Raw genomic sequence first — 14,025 nt, forward strand, 5'->3', positions numbered from 1 at the left:
TGGTTATTTACCTCCTTTAGTGTTTTTGCGAGCTGGAAGAACTTCACCACGGTAGATCCATACTTTAACACCAAGTTTACCGTATGTAGTATCTGCTTCTTCCCAAGCGTAATCGATATCTGCACGAAGTGTGTGAAGTGGAACAGTTCCTTCAGAGTATCCTTCAGCACGGGCGATATCTGCACCGTTCAAACGACCTGATACTTGAGTTTTGATTCCTTTAGCTCCAGCACGCATTGCACGTTGGATTGCTTGTTTTTGTGCACGACGGAAAGCAACACGTTGCTCCAATTGACGAGCAATTCCTTCACCTACAAGGTGAGCATCCAAATCAGGTTGTTTGATTTCGATGATGTTGATGTGTACTTGTTTTCCAGTCAATTTGTTAAGTTTTGCACGGAGTGCATCAACGTTAGCACCACCTTTACCGATAACCATACCTGGTTTAGCAGTGTGAAGTGAAACGTTAACTTTGTTTACTGCGCGTTCGATTTCGATAGTTGAAACTGCTGCGTCAGCAAGTTCTTTTTGAACGAATTTACGGATTGCAAGATCTTCATGAAGGTAATCCGCGTATTCTTTTTCAGCATACCATTTGGCATCCCAATCACGGATGATGCCGACACGCATACCAATTGGATGTACTTTTTGACCCACGATTTTACCTCCTTATTTTTCTGCAACAGCTACAGTGATGTGAGCTGTACGTTTGTTGATTGGTGAAGCTGAACCTTTCGCACGTGGACGGAAACGTTTCATAGTTGGTCCTTCGTTTGCGAATGCTTCAGATACTACCAAGTTAGCTTTATCCAAACCAAAGTTGTTTTCAGCGTTAGCTACAGCTGAGTTCAAAACTTTCAAGATGATTTCAGCAGCTTTGTTTGGAGTGAATGTCAAGATTGCGATTGCATCGGCTACGCTTTTACCACGGATGTTATCAAGAACAAGACGTGATTTACGAGGTGAAACACGTACTGTACGAGCCATTGCTTTAGCTGAAGTAATTTCTGCCATTTATGTTCTCCTTATTTTCTACGTGTTTTCTTGTCGTCTGCAGCGTGACCTTTGTAAGTACGAGTTGGTGCAAATTCACCAAGTTTGTGACCTACCATGTCTTCTTGGATGTAAACAGGTACGTGTTTACGTCCGTCATAAACTGCGATAGTGTAACCAATGAAACTTGGGAAGATCGTTGAACGACGTGACCAAGTTTTAATAACTTTTTTCTTTTCGTCGTTAGCTTGAGCTTCAACTTTTTTCATCAAATGCTCATCGACGAAAGGTCCTTTTTTAAGACTGCGTCCCATTTTTATATTTTCTCCTTTAAATGTTGTACCACAGCGGCTTGCGCTCACATGGAGCGCTACCGAGCTGGCGGATTTACTAGTTGCTTAAGCGACTAGTTTAATATTATTTCTCGTTGCGACGACGAACGATAAGTTTGTCAGATTTCGCTTTCTTGTTACGAGTTTTAAGACCAAGAGCAGGTTTGCCCCATGGAGTAGATGGTGCTTTACGACCAACTGGTGCTTTACCTTCACCACCACCGTGTGGGTGATCGTTAGGGTTCATTACAGAACCACGAACTGTTGGGCGGATACCTTTCCAACGGCTACGTCCTGCTTTACCAAGGTTTACAAGTCCATGTTGTTCGTTTCCGACAACACCAACTGTAGCACGGCAAGTTCCAAGAATCATACGAACTTCGCCTGATTGAAGACGAACAAGTACGTATTTACCTTCAGAACCCAATACTTGAGCAGATGCTCCAGCAGCACGTACCAATTCACCACCACGACCTGGTTTCAACTCGATGTTGTGGATCAAAGTACCAACTGGGATGTTAGCAAGTGGAAGAGCGTTTCCGACTTTGATATCTGCTTCTGGACCTGAAACGATACGTTGACCTACTTCAAGACCTTTTGGAGCGATGATGTATGCTTTCACACCGTCAGTGTAGTGTACAAGAGCGATGTTTGCAGAACGGTTTGGATCGTACTCGATAGTTTTAACAACTGCTTCAACGTTGTCTTTGTTACGTTTGAAGTCAACCAAACGGTAGAAACGTTTGTGTCCACCACCTTGGTGACGAACAGTGATACGACCGTTGTTGTTACGACCAGCCTTGCTCTTCAATGCAACAAGCAATGATTTTTCAGGAGTGCTTGTTGTGATTTCAGCGAAATCCAAAGAAGTCATATTACGGCGACCGTTTGTTGTTGGTTTATAAACACGAATTCCCACGATATTTCCTCCTTAGATTATTCAGCTTCAGCAGCAAACAACTCGATTGCTTTTGAATCAGCTGTAAGTGTGATGATAGCTTTTTTAGTTTTGTTAGTAAAACCAGTGTAACGTCCAACACGTTTAGCTTTAGGTTTTACGTTGATTGTGTTAACATTGGCAACTTTAACACCTTCGAAAGCAGCTTCAACAGCTTGCTTGATCAAAAGTTTGTGTGCACGAGTATCAACTTCAAATACATATTTACCTGCTTCAAGTTGAGCCATTGAGCTTTCAGTGATGACAGGTTTTTTGATAACATCATACAAATTCATTATGCAAGAACCTCCTCGATTTTAGAGATAGCTGCTTGTGTGACAAGAAGTTTGTCGCTATTTGCGATGTCAAGAACACTTGCAGTTGTAGCAGTTGCAACTTTCACGTTTGGAAGGTTACGAGCTGAAAGAGCTGCGAATTCATTTCCTTCTTCAAGGATAACAAGAACTTTAGAATCGATGCTCAATGCTGCAAGAACTTTTGCAAATTCAGCAGTTTTTGGAGCTGTAAATGAAAGAGCGTCTACAGCTACGAATTTGTTTTCAGCAACTTTTTCAGAGTAAACTGATTTAAGAGCTAGGCGACGAACTTTTTGTGGAAGTTTGTAGCCATATGAACGTGGAGTTGGTCCGAAGACAACACCACCACCACGCCATTGTGGTGAGCGGATAGAACCTTGACGAGCACGTCCAGTTCCTTTTTGACGCCATGGTTTGCGTCCACCACCTGATACTGCAGAGCGGTTTTTAACAGCGTGTGTTCCTTGACGAAGGCTTGCGCGTTGGCTGATGATCACATCAAACACAACTGATTCATTTGGTTCGATACCAAATACTGCATCGTTAAGAACAACTTGGCCAGCTTCTTTACCAGTTTGGTCAAATAATGTTACGTTTGCCATTGTGACTGATTTCCCCTTTCTTTATTATTTACCAGCTTTAACTGCTGATTTGATAGTGATAAGAGATTTCTTAGCACCTGGTACGTTACCTTTGATAAGGATAACGTTCTTTTCTGGAACAACTTGTACAACTTCAAGGTTTTGAATTGTTACGCGGTCGCCACCCATACGTCCTGCAAGGTTTTTACCTTTGAATACGCGGTTAGGTGCAACAGGTCCCATAGAACCTGGACGACGGTGGTAACGAGAACCATGAGCCATTGGTCCACGTGATTGTCCGTGGCGTTTGATAACACCTTGGAAACCTTTACCTTTAGAAGTACCAGTTACATCAACAACGTCTCCAGCTGCGAATGTTTCAACTGTGATTTCAGCACCAACTTCCAAGCCTTCAACGTTTTTGAATTCACGAATGAAGCGCTTAGGAGCCGTGTTAGCTTTCGCTACATGTCCTTTAGCAGGTTTGTTGCTCAATACTTCGCGTTTGTCATCGAAACCAACTTGGATAGCGTTGTATCCGTCTGTTTCAACAGTTTTAACTTGAAGAACAACGTTTGGAGTTGCTTCAATAACTGTTACAGGGATCAATTCGCCAGCTTCAGTGAAGATTTGAGTCATTCCCACTTTTTTCCCTAAGATTCCTTTTGTCATGAGAAAATAGTTCCTTTTCTATATTTTTTATTCAAAAAGTTTTTAACGAGCGTTTTTTATGCTCAAGGTATCAAGCTTTAAATTAAAGTTTGATTTCTACGTTTACACCACTTGGAAGATCCAATTTCATCAAAGCATCAACTGTTTTTTGAGTTGGGTTAACGATATCGATCAAACGTTTGTGTGTACGCATTTCAAATTGTTCGCGAGAGTCTTTGTATTTGTGAGTCGCACGAATAATTGTGTAGAGGCTACGTTCAGTTGGAAGTGGGATTGGACCCGCAACTTGTGCACCTGTACGAGTAGCTGATTCTACGATTTTTGCAGCCGCTGTGTCAAGCGTACGGTGTTCGTAAGCTTTCAAACGGATACGGATTTTTTTGTTTGCCATCTTTTTCTCCTTTTCGTCTATTTAAGATAATAGGCTAGCTCCACAAGAAAACCGACGCGGTGTTGCGTGGCAATGCAACCGAGCGTGTCGCAACCTCTTGCATCAAAGCTAAAGCTGTAATTTACAGCACCATAATAGAATAACACAAAGCCCCTGCGATTGCAAGGGATTTGTTGCTGTTTTTTCGTTTTTTTACAATGAAACTGTTTTCCTATTTTTTCTTTCTAAAATTAGGGATGTTCTTCTATATAATTCAAGTTCTCTTGACCTCAAATTTATCTTCTGATTGTTTCACTAAGATATCCGCCTTGGATTCGGTCCCTTTATAGTAGTGTAGATATTGCTCCTGTCTCATCTGATGGCTAGCCAATATAAAGGATGCATCCCGATTTCTAACAGACGTATCTCGAGCTAGACGCCACTTTAATTCGGTCTCCTCATCCGTGTAGAAACGGATGGTTTTGTCAAAGAGTTCTTTGGGTAAAAAGCCAACAGACATCCCTTCGACAATCAAAATCGGTTTTGCTCCAGACAAGACCTCACTAGCTTTCCAAGGTTCTTCAATTGTTAAGATATCCATACCCCTCTGCAAGGCTAAGATATCTCTCTGCAAACTTGCCAATTCATGTGCCACCGGCAGACAAGCTGTCATCTTTTGATTTGGCGCTTGCTTTGGTACTACCAGATGACGGTCTGAGGTAATATAGGGATCTGTTTCTAGCAAATTTACTGTAGTAGAATCTAAGGCTTGGTACAATTCCTGTGCAAAGGTTGATTTACCTGAAGCTCCATGACCGTATATTCCCAGTGTCCTGATTTTCCCCGTCTCGATCTCTGAGACTAGTTGGTCCATTACGTCGTTTTTCTTCACTCTCTCTTCACCTGTTCATAGCTTTCTTTTCCGTCATTGAGTTTGTCCCAAATCACTACTTTCCCACTTTTGAGGGATTTTTGCACATCGATAATTCGTTGATTGGACGAACCTCGAAACTGAAGCATAAGATTTCTTTTAGTTCGATCATACCGTCCATCGACCAGAATATCAATCAGTGATAAGAGTTCCAGTTTATCTGGTGTCTCCATCATCATTTCTTCCCAAGTGTAACCCGTCCAGGACCAGATATCTTTATCTGACAATTCCTTCCGAATCCGCTTAACGAGTGGCAAGAGGATTCCTGTATTAAGGAAGGGTTCTCCTCCCAGCAAGGTCAATCCTTGAACATAGGGTTGAGCGAGATCTTCCATAATCTGTTCTTCTAATTCTGCTGTATAAGGAATTCCGGCATTGAAGGACCAGGTCGCTACATTATAACACCCCTCGCAGTGAAACATGCAGCCTGATACATAGAGAGAGTTGCGCACGCCTTCGCCGTCCACAAAGTTAAAGGCCTTGTAATCAATAATCCGACCTTGACTGAGTTCCTCGCTTTTCCATTCTTGTGGTTTTGGATTATTCATTCGCTACCTCTATCCAATAACGCTCGACTCCATTACGAACATCCTCAAGGAGCCCACCATTTGCTAGAATGACTGCTCTGCTGGCAGGATTATTCACGCTACAGGTTACAAGAGCTTTCTTAATGTTCTTTGCCTTAGCCAGTTGTAAACCTTGTCGGAGAGTTTCTTTAGCATAACCTTTGCCTCTTTCAGACGGTCGGATGGAGTAGCCAATGTGGCCACCTTTTTCTAGTAGGAAGTTATTGAGACGCAATCGGAGGTTAAGAAATCCAAGTGCTTGACCTTTCCCGGAAAAAGCTACTAACTGAATTGCAGGAACCCATCCTTCAGACAGATTAATCCCCATTTCCTGATTCTGATTACTTTCTAACCAATCTTCATAGGAAAAATTCTTTGGATCCCAGAAGCCTCCATCATGGGCTGATTGGCTCTGCTCAAACTCTGCCATCATGTCTAAAACAGCTTCTCTATCTACTATTGTCGGTCTGCGTAATTCCATCCTTACCTCCCACTATGAGAAAAGCGAGAGCTGACTCTCACTTTTATTTTTTCTTATTCTTGTTTAAAAATTGTTCTTTGAGGTTGAGCAAGCGTTCTTTCTTACCAGCTCCACCTTTAGAGTGTTTCTCGTGATAACGAGTCACTTGTGCGCGCCCTTTATCATCTAATTGATATTTTCCCATTTCATTTCTTTCTAATTTGTTACTTGATGGCCAGCTATTTTAATCGTTGAGCCATTCATGTGTTTGACACGCGCAGCGATTTCCTTGTGACGGCCGTTGACCATAGGTCTTGCTTGAGGATTACCTAGATAGCCACAAGTTCGTTTGACCACATCTACGGTTTTAGGGTCGCTATTGCCACAGTTTGGACAAGCAAATCCTCTCTCAGTTGGTTCAAAATCCCCTTCAAAGTCACACTTGTAGCAACGGTCAATCGGAGTATTGGTGCCTAGATAGCCCACGCGGTCATAGGCATAGTCCCAGACAGCTTCCAGAGCCTTAGGGTTTTGCTGAAGGACTGGATACTCACAATAATGGATAAAACCACCTGACGCACCTGCTTCTGGATAGACTTTCTCAAAGTCTAATTTTTCAAACGGTGTTGGATTTTTACGAACATCATAGTGGAAAGAATTGGTGTAGTATTCCTTGTCTGTGATATCAGGAATAGAGCCAAACTTCTCTGTATCTAGTCGGCAGAAACGGTCTGTCAAACTTTCAGACGGTGTTGAGTAGATAGAGAAATGATAGCCATATTGGTCTGACCACTCTTCTACACGGCGTTTCATATCACGAATGATATCCAGCGTGAATTCCTTGGCGTCTGGATTGTGTTCCCAGCTATTTCCAAAGAAGACAGTAGCCACTTCGTACAAACCGATATAACCCAGCGAAACGGTTGCACGACGATTCTTAAAGAGCTGGTCAACACTTTCTTCTTTACCTAGACGATGGCCAAAAGCACCGTACTGATAGAGGATAGGAGCATTCGCTGGTGTCGCCTCTTTAGTGCGTTCGACACGGTAAACCAGAGCATCTTCTGCGATATTCATACGCTCGTTGAAGATTTCCCAGAACTTATTCATGTCGCCCTCAGACTCGAGAGCAATACGGGGCAGGTTAACCGTCACAACTCCCAGGTTCATGCGACCTGAATTGACTTCTACACCATTCTCATCCTTCCATCCTTGAAGAAAAGAACGACAACCCATAGGAACCTTGAAAGAACCTGTCAAGTCAACAATCTTATCATAGGACAAGACATCTGGGTACATCCGTTTGGTTGCGCACTCTAGGGCCAACTGCTTAATGTCGTAGTTGGGAGTCCCTTCTTCCAAGTTAAGGCCTCTTTTAAGCGTGAAGATGAGTTTAGGGAAGATGGCTGTGCGGTGTTCTGAACCAAGCCCCTTGATTCGGATGGTCAAGATAGCTTTTTGAATTTCTCGCTCAAAACGACTAGTTCCCAGACCAAAACCTAGTGAAGTAAAAGGTGTTTGGCCATTTGAAGTGAAGAGGGTGTTGATTTCATACTCGAGAGATTGCATGGCATCATAGATGTCCTTTTGCGTTTTCTTCCAAGCATAATCTTCCCGTTTTTCAGGCAAAACCCATTCTTCTGCATCTTTGAGGTGTTTTTTGTAATTCTTTTCTGCGTAAGGAGCCAAAACTTCATCGATACGGTCAGCTGAACAGCCCCCATACTGGCTAGAAGCAACGTTGGCAATGATTTGGGAAATCTGAGCTGTCGCAGTCTGGATAGACTTGGGACTTTCTACCTCTGCATTTCCAATCTTAAAACCATTTTCCAACATCCCCTTGAAATCAATCAAACAACAGTTGGTCATAGGGGTATAGGGACTGTAGTCCAAATCGTGATAGTGGATATCCCCCTTTTGGTGGGCATTGGCTACGTGCTTAGGGAGCATTTGCAGTCCGATTGATTTCCCAACAATCCCTGCTGTCAAATCACGCTGAGTATTAAAGACATCGCTGTCTTTATTGGCATTTTCATTGACGACCGCTTGATCTTTATTGAGCAGTTTATGGATACTAAAGTTAATATCTGTCGCTTTTGAGCGCTCAAAATCCCTCTGTGTCCGGTAAGTAATATACTCCTCAGCCAGCGCATATTCTTTGGCTTCAAGGAGTTCATGTTCTACAATATTTTGGATTTCGTAAATCTTAACTCCCTGTGGAAAGCGACTATGAATTTCTGTGACAATTCGCTCGGTCAGAGCATTTAGGCGTTTTTCAACCAAGGGTGTCACATCCATAACCTTGTCAGCCGCCTTGTGGAGAGCCTTATCAATCTTGTCCACATCAAATACAACACGTCTCCCATCTCGTTTTTCAACAAAGAGGGTTGGTAGGGTTGTAATTTTTTCTTCTAGTGCAATCATATGCATGCTCTTTTCTAAAATAGGATATCTAAAAAGTATTATACCACTCTAAAAAGAAAAATCAATATCTTGTGTTAAAAATCCTAAAATTTTTAAAAATACACAAGATATTGATTTGGTTATTTAATTTTATAGACTTTGAATTCTGAGTAATCAGTCTTTACTGGTTGATAATTTTCTTTCAAAAGTGTTTCCACTTCAGACCAGACTGCTACCTTATCATTCACCACAATCACCTTGGGTTGTTTTTCTTTCAAGTCATTGAGTAGCTTATTCCGATTTTCCTCAGTTGCTGTATAGTGCAACGGGGACAAAATAGCCGATGGCGACAAGCGCTCACTCTTACGATAAAGGGTTGCAGTATCATCCCATGCATAGATAGCATCTTCCGTACTTGTCTCCTCTTTCACCAAATCAGCAAGACGCTCACGTTCTTGATAAGGTACTGGATAAAGGACAAACCTCATCAAAAAAGGAACAGCCAAAAGATATAACAAAGTTAAAATCGGTAGGTAAAGATTCCCCTTAATATAGCGATGCCAGAGACTAACAGGCTCTTCTCTGCGTCTTCTTCTAACGCTACGACCACTCTGTTGCCCCTTAATATTAGACACTAAAAGCAGAAGAAAGACAGGGAAAATGAGCATCAAACGGGATGCATGTAGGGGATCCTGTGTAAAGAAAATCACTACCAAACCTAAAATTAGGAACAAACTCGCAGGCACTGAGATGACATATAGTTTAGAGGATTTAGATTGAAAGAGGCCTAAAAAGACAAAAACCAAAACTCCCATGCCAAGAGTCAACAACCCATAAAACAAAACATTTTCTAACAATGCTGAAACAGAAGCCAAACGAATGGAATGAATTGGATACAAAATTCCACTAATCGCATCCTCAAAACTTCCTGTTGCAACACTATAGTAGGCAGTTGGATAAAAGACCAGTGAGAAACCTAAAGCCACTGCAAGAAACTGATAAAATCCATGTGCAAAGCGTCTATGCCCAAGGTTAAAGACCAACAAGCCTAAACTCACTACAGCAATAAACAGGAGCGATGACAAGGGAGCAAAGAAAAATCCGCCTGCCAAAGACAGCCCAATCCGTACAAATCCCTTATCATGGCTTGGATTGCTTAGGTAAGCCGCAACTAAACTAAAGGCCGCGAATAAGAAGGGAAGTGCTAAAAGAGTCGCATAACCTCCACCAAAAGCAAGACCTGTAACTAGCATGTAAAAAATAGTCACCACTTGTCCAGCTTGGTCTCCTTGCTCTGTCAAGGTGTCCGCCGATCGAAAGAGGAAAAATCCTCCTGCTACCAAGGCTAACCACTCAAAGATGGCAAAGAAAAATCCGCCCTGAGTCACGTAAGTCAGCAAATAATAAAGCAAACCTTGACTTCCATAATAGTCGCTGTAAATCTTCCCTGTCTGATGAAGGGCCCAACCTGCATAAAAATCCTGCACTTCCTGTGCACTCATTAAATCGAGTAATAGCGGTACTCCTAGAGTTATCCCTGTTACAAGCGTACTCCATAGTAAGATTTTTACCAAAGGAAGACGACTTGATTCACGATGATGCGATTCTTGTTCGATTTGGTATTCTAGAGGTTCACGATTCTCCTGATGAACTTCTTCTACTCTACCATACACACTCATATCGTTTCTCCTATTCAATTTATCTGTCTTAGTATATCAAAAAGTCCTAGGATTGTCAGCTTGCGATGGCTGTTTGAGTGATTTTTTGCATAGTTTCACAAAGGTTTCAATTTCCCGAAATCGATGTAAATGCGTCTGTTTAAATGTCATGATATAGTTCAATTCTTTCTGGGTCAGCATCTTTCCTCCTACATCTTCTTATTCGTAAAAGACAAGAAAAATAGGACTGGTTTGTGTCCTCAGTCCTAGATTTCTTATAAGATAGGGGCGAATAACTGGGCGATTTCTTTTACAAGCTTTTGATACCAGCTATTTTTTATCGTATGAGGGAAAATTTCTTGTGATACCGAAAAAATCTCTTGAAAATCTTTTTGAATCTCAGTGATTGATTCTGTTTTATATAGCAAGACTGCATTTTCATAGTGGTGAAGCAAACTTCTATAATCTAAATTAATCGTTCCAACTGCAGCAAAGTCCTTATCCACTAGGATTTGTTTACTGTGGATAAAGCCTGGACTATACTCAAAAATCCTTACTCCCGCCGACAACAAATCCGAATAGGCCCCTCTTGTTATGAGCTGGATTAATTTCTTATCTGGAATGAAAGGGGTCACGATGCGGACATCAACACCCCTCATGGCCGCATTTTTAATACTCTCTGTTAAATCATAGTCAATAATCAAATAGGGGGTTGTGATATAGACTGAATCGGTAGCCTGATTAATCAAACTTTGATAGACTTTTTTCCCTACCTGGGTACGGAAGATGGGCTTGGGTCCACTACCGTAAGGAATGCAGAGCCCTTGGCCAGAACAAGGCTGATTTTCCAAGTGATACTGGTCAAAATCGCTGATTTCCCCACGATTGATGTACCAAGTCATCAAAAAGAGACGGGTTAGAACCTTGACACCAGGACCATCTATGCGAATCCCACTGTCCTTCCAGTAGCCAAAGCGTTCTACATGATTGATGTACTCATCGGCTAAGTTAATGCCTCCTGTATAGGCTACCTGACCATCTATGACAAGGATTTTACGATGGTCCCGATTGTTGTAAGCCACCGTCAAACGAGGAATCACCTTGTTAAACTTATGGGCTTCAATTCCTCGACTACGAAGCTGAATAGTATAGTCGCCAGGTAAAGTCGCCATACAGCCAATATCATCATAGAGCATCTTGATCTCTACACCCTGAGCTGCCTTTTGCTCTAGTATATCTAGTATGCTATTCCACATCAAACCTTCTTCGACAATATAATACTCTAGAAAGATAAACTTTTCAGCTTTCTTGAGATCTTCCAGCATATGTTGCCACATGCTTTCACCAGATGCAAAAAATTGTGTATCCGTTCGATCATAGACGTCGGCATTGCTATCCATACTCAACAACGATTTGATAACTCCGTAAGCCGCCTTATCATCTTCCTTCAATTTCTGGCGGAGAGGTTTACTGTTATCCTCCCGAAAATGCATGGAAGCCAGTTTGTCCAACTGCTTAATTTCTTTTTTGGACAATCGCCTTTCACCAAACATCAGATAGAGCAAGGGGCCAATGACAGGAACAAAAGTTACCACTAACCACATTACTTTGCTTTCAGGCGCCATTGAGCGATTGACAATTGCGACAACAGTCGCTATACTCATAAAAATTAAGATAATTACCCATAGAATGGGGGCCATGCGCCCTAAATAAAGAAAGAGACCAAAAACAAGACAAAGTTCAAGTAGCATAATCGAAAGACTAAAGCCATACTTGGACATCAATAATTGAAATTTTCTATATTTCATATCCCCTCCTTGATATTTTGATACTCAATGAAAAGCAAAGAGCAAACTAGGAAGCTAGTCGCAGGTTGCTCAAAACACTGTTTTGAGGTTGCAGATGGAAGCTGACGTGGTTTGAAGAGATTTTCGAAGAGTATGAATGCTAAAAACAGGTAATTAATACTAGTATAACGCAGGTATTCGGTAAAAGGCAAGTATTTATAATCATTTTTCTGAGCAAAAGCAAAAGAGACCGAAAAATCCAGTCTCTTTCTAGTCTATTTTGATAAAACAATGCAATCAAACGCTTCTCTATCCATATCATCAATAATCATCTGGTTGCCATTGATTGCATAAATCTTGACATCATCACCAATAATCATGCGTTGATTAGCAGCGTCGAACCTAACCTGTTTGATTTCTTGTTCCCCGTCAGTTCCTACCTGAGTCCAGGTACCAGTTATTCCAGTTACCACTAAAGTGATACGGTCTCCTTCGTCCTGACCAGTATAAGTTCCATCAATATTAGTTGGTTGAGCCTCAGGCGCATTTTGTGAAGAACTTGTTGCTGCCTGGTTGCTATTTTCTGTGGAAGATGAAGCAGCAGATTGTGATTGCTGAGTTTGTTGTGTTTGCGGTTGAGCTGCTGGCTGTTGAAACTGTTGAGTCCTTTGCGAACAAGCTACTAAGAGACTAAGACTTGCTAGAGAGGTCAATTTATCTGCTCATGCCCCAGTATGTGGCTCCGTACTTCTGAGATAAAATAGAGAGACCCTGTAATGAATAACAAGTCCTTGGTATCAGCTCTTTCTTCAAAACTGCTGATAAATTCTCGGTAAGAGGGAATTACATGGTAACCTGTTACATCTGTCTCATCCAGAGAACCTTGATAGTCAAAACCAGTCACCTTGAGTTCCACCTGAGGCAAATTCTCAGTCAGATAACCTAACATCCCTTGATAATCCTTACGTTTCAAGGCTCCAAAGAGGATTTGAGGTCGATAGCCTTCCTGCTCTTTTTCTTTGACAAACTCCACCAGGCGAGTCAAGGCAGGAAGGTTATGAGCACCGTCCAAGTATATCTGCGGACGAATACGCTCCAAACGGCCAGCCCAATGGGTCTTCTCCAAAGCCTGTCTTACAACCTGCTCATCAACAACTTCCTTTCTTTCTCCCATAAAAAGAAGAAACGTTTGCAACGCCAAGGCCGCATTCTCCTGCTGGTAAGCTCCTTCCAATCCTATTTTCAGCTGTGAAATATTTAGTAAAGAACTTGAAAAATCGCCATTCAGCATTGAAAAATCTTGACCTGCCTGATAAAGGTCAACAGCTAAAAATCCTGCTTTTTTCTGACAGACAAGTCTAGCTTCTGGAGCCAGCTTAGCAATCACTGCCTTTTTACCAGCCTTGAAAATACCAGCTTTCTGCTCTGCGATTGCTTCTAGACTATCCCCCAAGGTTTCCTGATGGTCAAGTCCGATGGAAGTGATGACAGCAATCTCTCCAGTTACCACATTGGTCGTGTCAAGTAAACCACCAATTCCCACTTCTAATAAAACCAAATCCACTTCTTGCTCCCTAAAATAAAGAAAAGCAATCAAGGTCAGCAATTCAAAAAAGGACAACTGGTCATGAGTTTGCAAAAGCGTCTTTTCCATCTCCTTGACCTGATCAGCCAAACGGATAAAGTCTGCATCAGCTATTGGTTGTCCATTAATACAGATTCGGTCATTGATGGAGACAATATGAGGGGAGGTAAAAGTCGCAACTTTCTTTCCATGCCGCATAAATAATTCCTTCATAAAAGCAATGGTAGAACCTTTTCCATTAGTTCCTGTTACGTGGATAATAGGGTAAGACTGCTCAGGATTTCCTAACAAATCCACCGCTTGCTGTATTCGGCCCAAACCTGATCGAAAATTCAAACCAATCCGACTATGGAGCCATTCTTCTACTTCAAACATATACATCTCCTTGACAAAAGTCTAATCAATTATCTCGCAAAATTCTGTAGATAACAAA

Annotated in this window: 17 protein-coding genes; all 17 read right to left on the minus strand. The window is 41.8% G+C overall.

Going from position 1 to position 14,025, the window contains the following annotated elements; translation table 11 throughout:
• Window positions 1-3 precede the first annotated feature (3 nt).
• Window positions 4-657 carry a 30S ribosomal protein S3 gene (gene rpsC / locus QM865_RS03015; RefSeq protein ID WP_000529936.1) on the minus strand — a complete coding sequence of 218 codons (654 nt, stop codon included), beginning with the start codon at window positions 655-657 and terminating at the stop codon, window positions 4-6.
• Between the two features lie 12 nt (window positions 658-669).
• Window positions 670-1,014: a 50S ribosomal protein L22 gene (rplV, locus tag QM865_RS03020; protein WP_000818137.1), complete on the minus strand. Its 345-nt coding sequence runs from the start codon at window positions 1,012-1,014 to the stop codon at window positions 670-672.
• Between the two features lie 11 nt (window positions 1,015-1,025).
• A complete protein-coding gene (rpsS, locus tag QM865_RS03025) occupies window positions 1,026-1,307 on the minus strand; it encodes a 30S ribosomal protein S19 (RefSeq protein ID WP_000533766.1) in 282 nt (93 codons plus the stop codon).
• Window positions 1,308-1,410: 103 nt separating this feature from the next.
• Window positions 1,411-2,244, minus strand: coding sequence for a 50S ribosomal protein L2 (gene rplB / locus QM865_RS03030; protein WP_000512911.1), 834 nt, complete (start codon window positions 2,242-2,244; stop codon window positions 1,411-1,413).
• Between the two features lie 17 nt (window positions 2,245-2,261).
• Window positions 2,262-2,558 (minus strand): 50S ribosomal protein L23, encoded by a 297-nt coding sequence (locus tag QM865_RS03035; RefSeq protein ID WP_001055347.1) that lies wholly within the window; start codon window positions 2,556-2,558, stop codon window positions 2,262-2,264.
• Entirely contained in the window at window positions 2,558-3,181 is a 624-nt protein-coding gene (gene rplD, locus QM865_RS03040; RefSeq protein ID WP_000024537.1) for a 50S ribosomal protein L4, read from the minus strand. The genes QM865_RS03035 and rplD overlap by 1 nt, the downstream gene beginning before the upstream one ends.
• Before the next feature lie 24 nt (window positions 3,182-3,205).
• A complete protein-coding gene (rplC, locus tag QM865_RS03045; RefSeq protein WP_000160197.1) occupies window positions 3,206-3,832 on the minus strand; it encodes a 50S ribosomal protein L3 in 627 nt (208 codons plus the stop codon).
• Between the two features lie 82 nt (window positions 3,833-3,914).
• On the minus strand, window positions 3,915-4,223 hold the full coding sequence (gene rpsJ / locus QM865_RS03050; protein ID WP_001284513.1) for a 30S ribosomal protein S10: 309 nt from the start codon (window positions 4,221-4,223) through the stop codon (window positions 3,915-3,917).
• A gap of 253 nt (window positions 4,224-4,476) precedes the next feature.
• Window positions 4,477-5,094, minus strand: coding sequence for a uridine kinase family protein (locus tag QM865_RS03055; protein ID WP_414305980.1), 618 nt, complete (start codon window positions 5,092-5,094; stop codon window positions 4,477-4,479).
• Window positions 5,091-5,681, minus strand: a complete 591-nt coding sequence (nrdG, locus tag QM865_RS03060) for an anaerobic ribonucleoside-triphosphate reductase activating protein (protein ID WP_414305981.1) — start codon at window positions 5,679-5,681, stop codon at window positions 5,091-5,093. Before nrdG ends, QM865_RS03055 begins: the two co-directional genes overlap by 4 nt.
• Window positions 5,674-6,180, minus strand: coding sequence for a GNAT family N-acetyltransferase (locus QM865_RS03065; protein WP_414305982.1), 507 nt, complete (start codon window positions 6,178-6,180; stop codon window positions 5,674-5,676). The genes nrdG and QM865_RS03065 overlap by 8 nt, the downstream gene beginning before the upstream one ends.
• A 43-nt stretch (window positions 6,181-6,223) precedes the next feature.
• Entirely contained in the window at window positions 6,224-6,364 is a 141-nt protein-coding gene (locus QM865_RS03070; protein ID WP_000521615.1) for a hypothetical protein, read from the minus strand.
• 11 nt (window positions 6,365-6,375) lie between these two features.
• Window positions 6,376-8,583 (minus strand): anaerobic ribonucleoside-triphosphate reductase, encoded by a 2,208-nt coding sequence (gene nrdD, locus QM865_RS03075; protein ID WP_414305983.1) that lies wholly within the window; start codon window positions 8,581-8,583, stop codon window positions 6,376-6,378.
• 119 nt (window positions 8,584-8,702) lie between these two features.
• Window positions 8,703-10,241 (minus strand): damage-inducible protein CinA, encoded by a 1,539-nt coding sequence (locus tag QM865_RS03080; RefSeq protein ID WP_414305984.1) that lies wholly within the window; start codon window positions 10,239-10,241, stop codon window positions 8,703-8,705.
• A gap of 254 nt (window positions 10,242-10,495) precedes the next feature.
• Window positions 10,496-12,028: a cardiolipin synthase gene (cls, locus tag QM865_RS03085; RefSeq protein WP_414305985.1), complete on the minus strand. Its 1,533-nt coding sequence runs from the start codon at window positions 12,026-12,028 to the stop codon at window positions 10,496-10,498.
• 254 nt (window positions 12,029-12,282) lie between these two features.
• A complete protein-coding gene (locus QM865_RS03090; protein ID WP_414305986.1) occupies window positions 12,283-12,720 on the minus strand; it encodes an SP_0198 family lipoprotein in 438 nt (145 codons plus the stop codon).
• Window positions 12,717-13,967 carry a folylpolyglutamate synthase/dihydrofolate synthase family protein gene (locus QM865_RS03095; RefSeq protein ID WP_414305987.1) on the minus strand — a complete coding sequence of 417 codons (1,251 nt, stop codon included), beginning with the start codon at window positions 13,965-13,967 and terminating at the stop codon, window positions 12,717-12,719. Before QM865_RS03095 ends, QM865_RS03090 begins: the two co-directional genes overlap by 4 nt.
• Window positions 13,968-14,025: the final 58 nt, after the last annotated feature.

This window comes from Streptococcus mitis, from assembly GCF_047462815.1.
Lineage (GTDB): Bacteria > Bacillota > Bacilli > Lactobacillales > Streptococcaceae > Streptococcus > Streptococcus mitis_DO.

Excerpts from the sequence above, each read along its gene's own strand:
- cls (WP_414305985.1), bottom strand. The coding sequence starts at position 12,028 with ATGAAATATAGAAAATTTCAATTATTGATGTCCAAGTATGGCTTTAGT.
- QM865_RS03070 (WP_000521615.1), bottom strand. The coding sequence starts at position 6,364 with ATGGGAAAATATCAATTAGATGATAAAGGGCGCGCACAAGTGACTCGT.
- rplV (WP_000818137.1), bottom strand. The coding sequence starts at position 1,014 with ATGGCAGAAATTACTTCAGCTAAAGCAATGGCTCGTACAGTACGTGTT.
- QM865_RS03095 (WP_414305987.1), bottom strand. The coding sequence starts at position 13,967 with ATGTTTGAAGTAGAAGAATGGCTCCATAGTCGGATTGGTTTGAATTTT.
- rpsS (WP_000533766.1), bottom strand. The coding sequence starts at position 1,307 with ATGGGACGCAGTCTTAAAAAAGGACCTTTCGTCGATGAGCATTTGATG.
- QM865_RS03035 (WP_001055347.1), bottom strand. The coding sequence starts at position 2,558 with ATGAATTTGTATGATGTTATCAAAAAACCTGTCATCACTGAAAGCTCA.
- QM865_RS03080 (WP_414305984.1), bottom strand. The coding sequence starts at position 10,241 with ATGAGTGTGTATGGTAGAGTAGAAGAAGTTCATCAGGAGAATCGTGAA.
- rplC (WP_000160197.1), bottom strand. The coding sequence starts at position 3,832 with ATGACAAAAGGAATCTTAGGGAAAAAAGTGGGAATGACTCAAATCTTC.
- QM865_RS03065 (WP_414305982.1), bottom strand. The coding sequence starts at position 6,180 with ATGGAATTACGCAGACCGACAATAGTAGATAGAGAAGCTGTTTTAGAC.
- nrdG (WP_414305981.1), bottom strand. The coding sequence starts at position 5,681 with ATGAATAATCCAAAACCACAAGAATGGAAAAGCGAGGAACTCAGTCAA.
- nrdD (WP_414305983.1), bottom strand. The coding sequence starts at position 8,583 with ATGATTGCACTAGAAGAAAAAATTACAACCCTACCAACCCTCTTTGTT.
- rplD (WP_000024537.1), bottom strand. The coding sequence starts at position 3,181 with ATGGCAAACGTAACATTATTTGACCAAACTGGTAAAGAAGCTGGCCAA.
- rpsJ (WP_001284513.1), bottom strand. The coding sequence starts at position 4,223 with ATGGCAAACAAAAAAATCCGTATCCGTTTGAAAGCTTACGAACACCGT.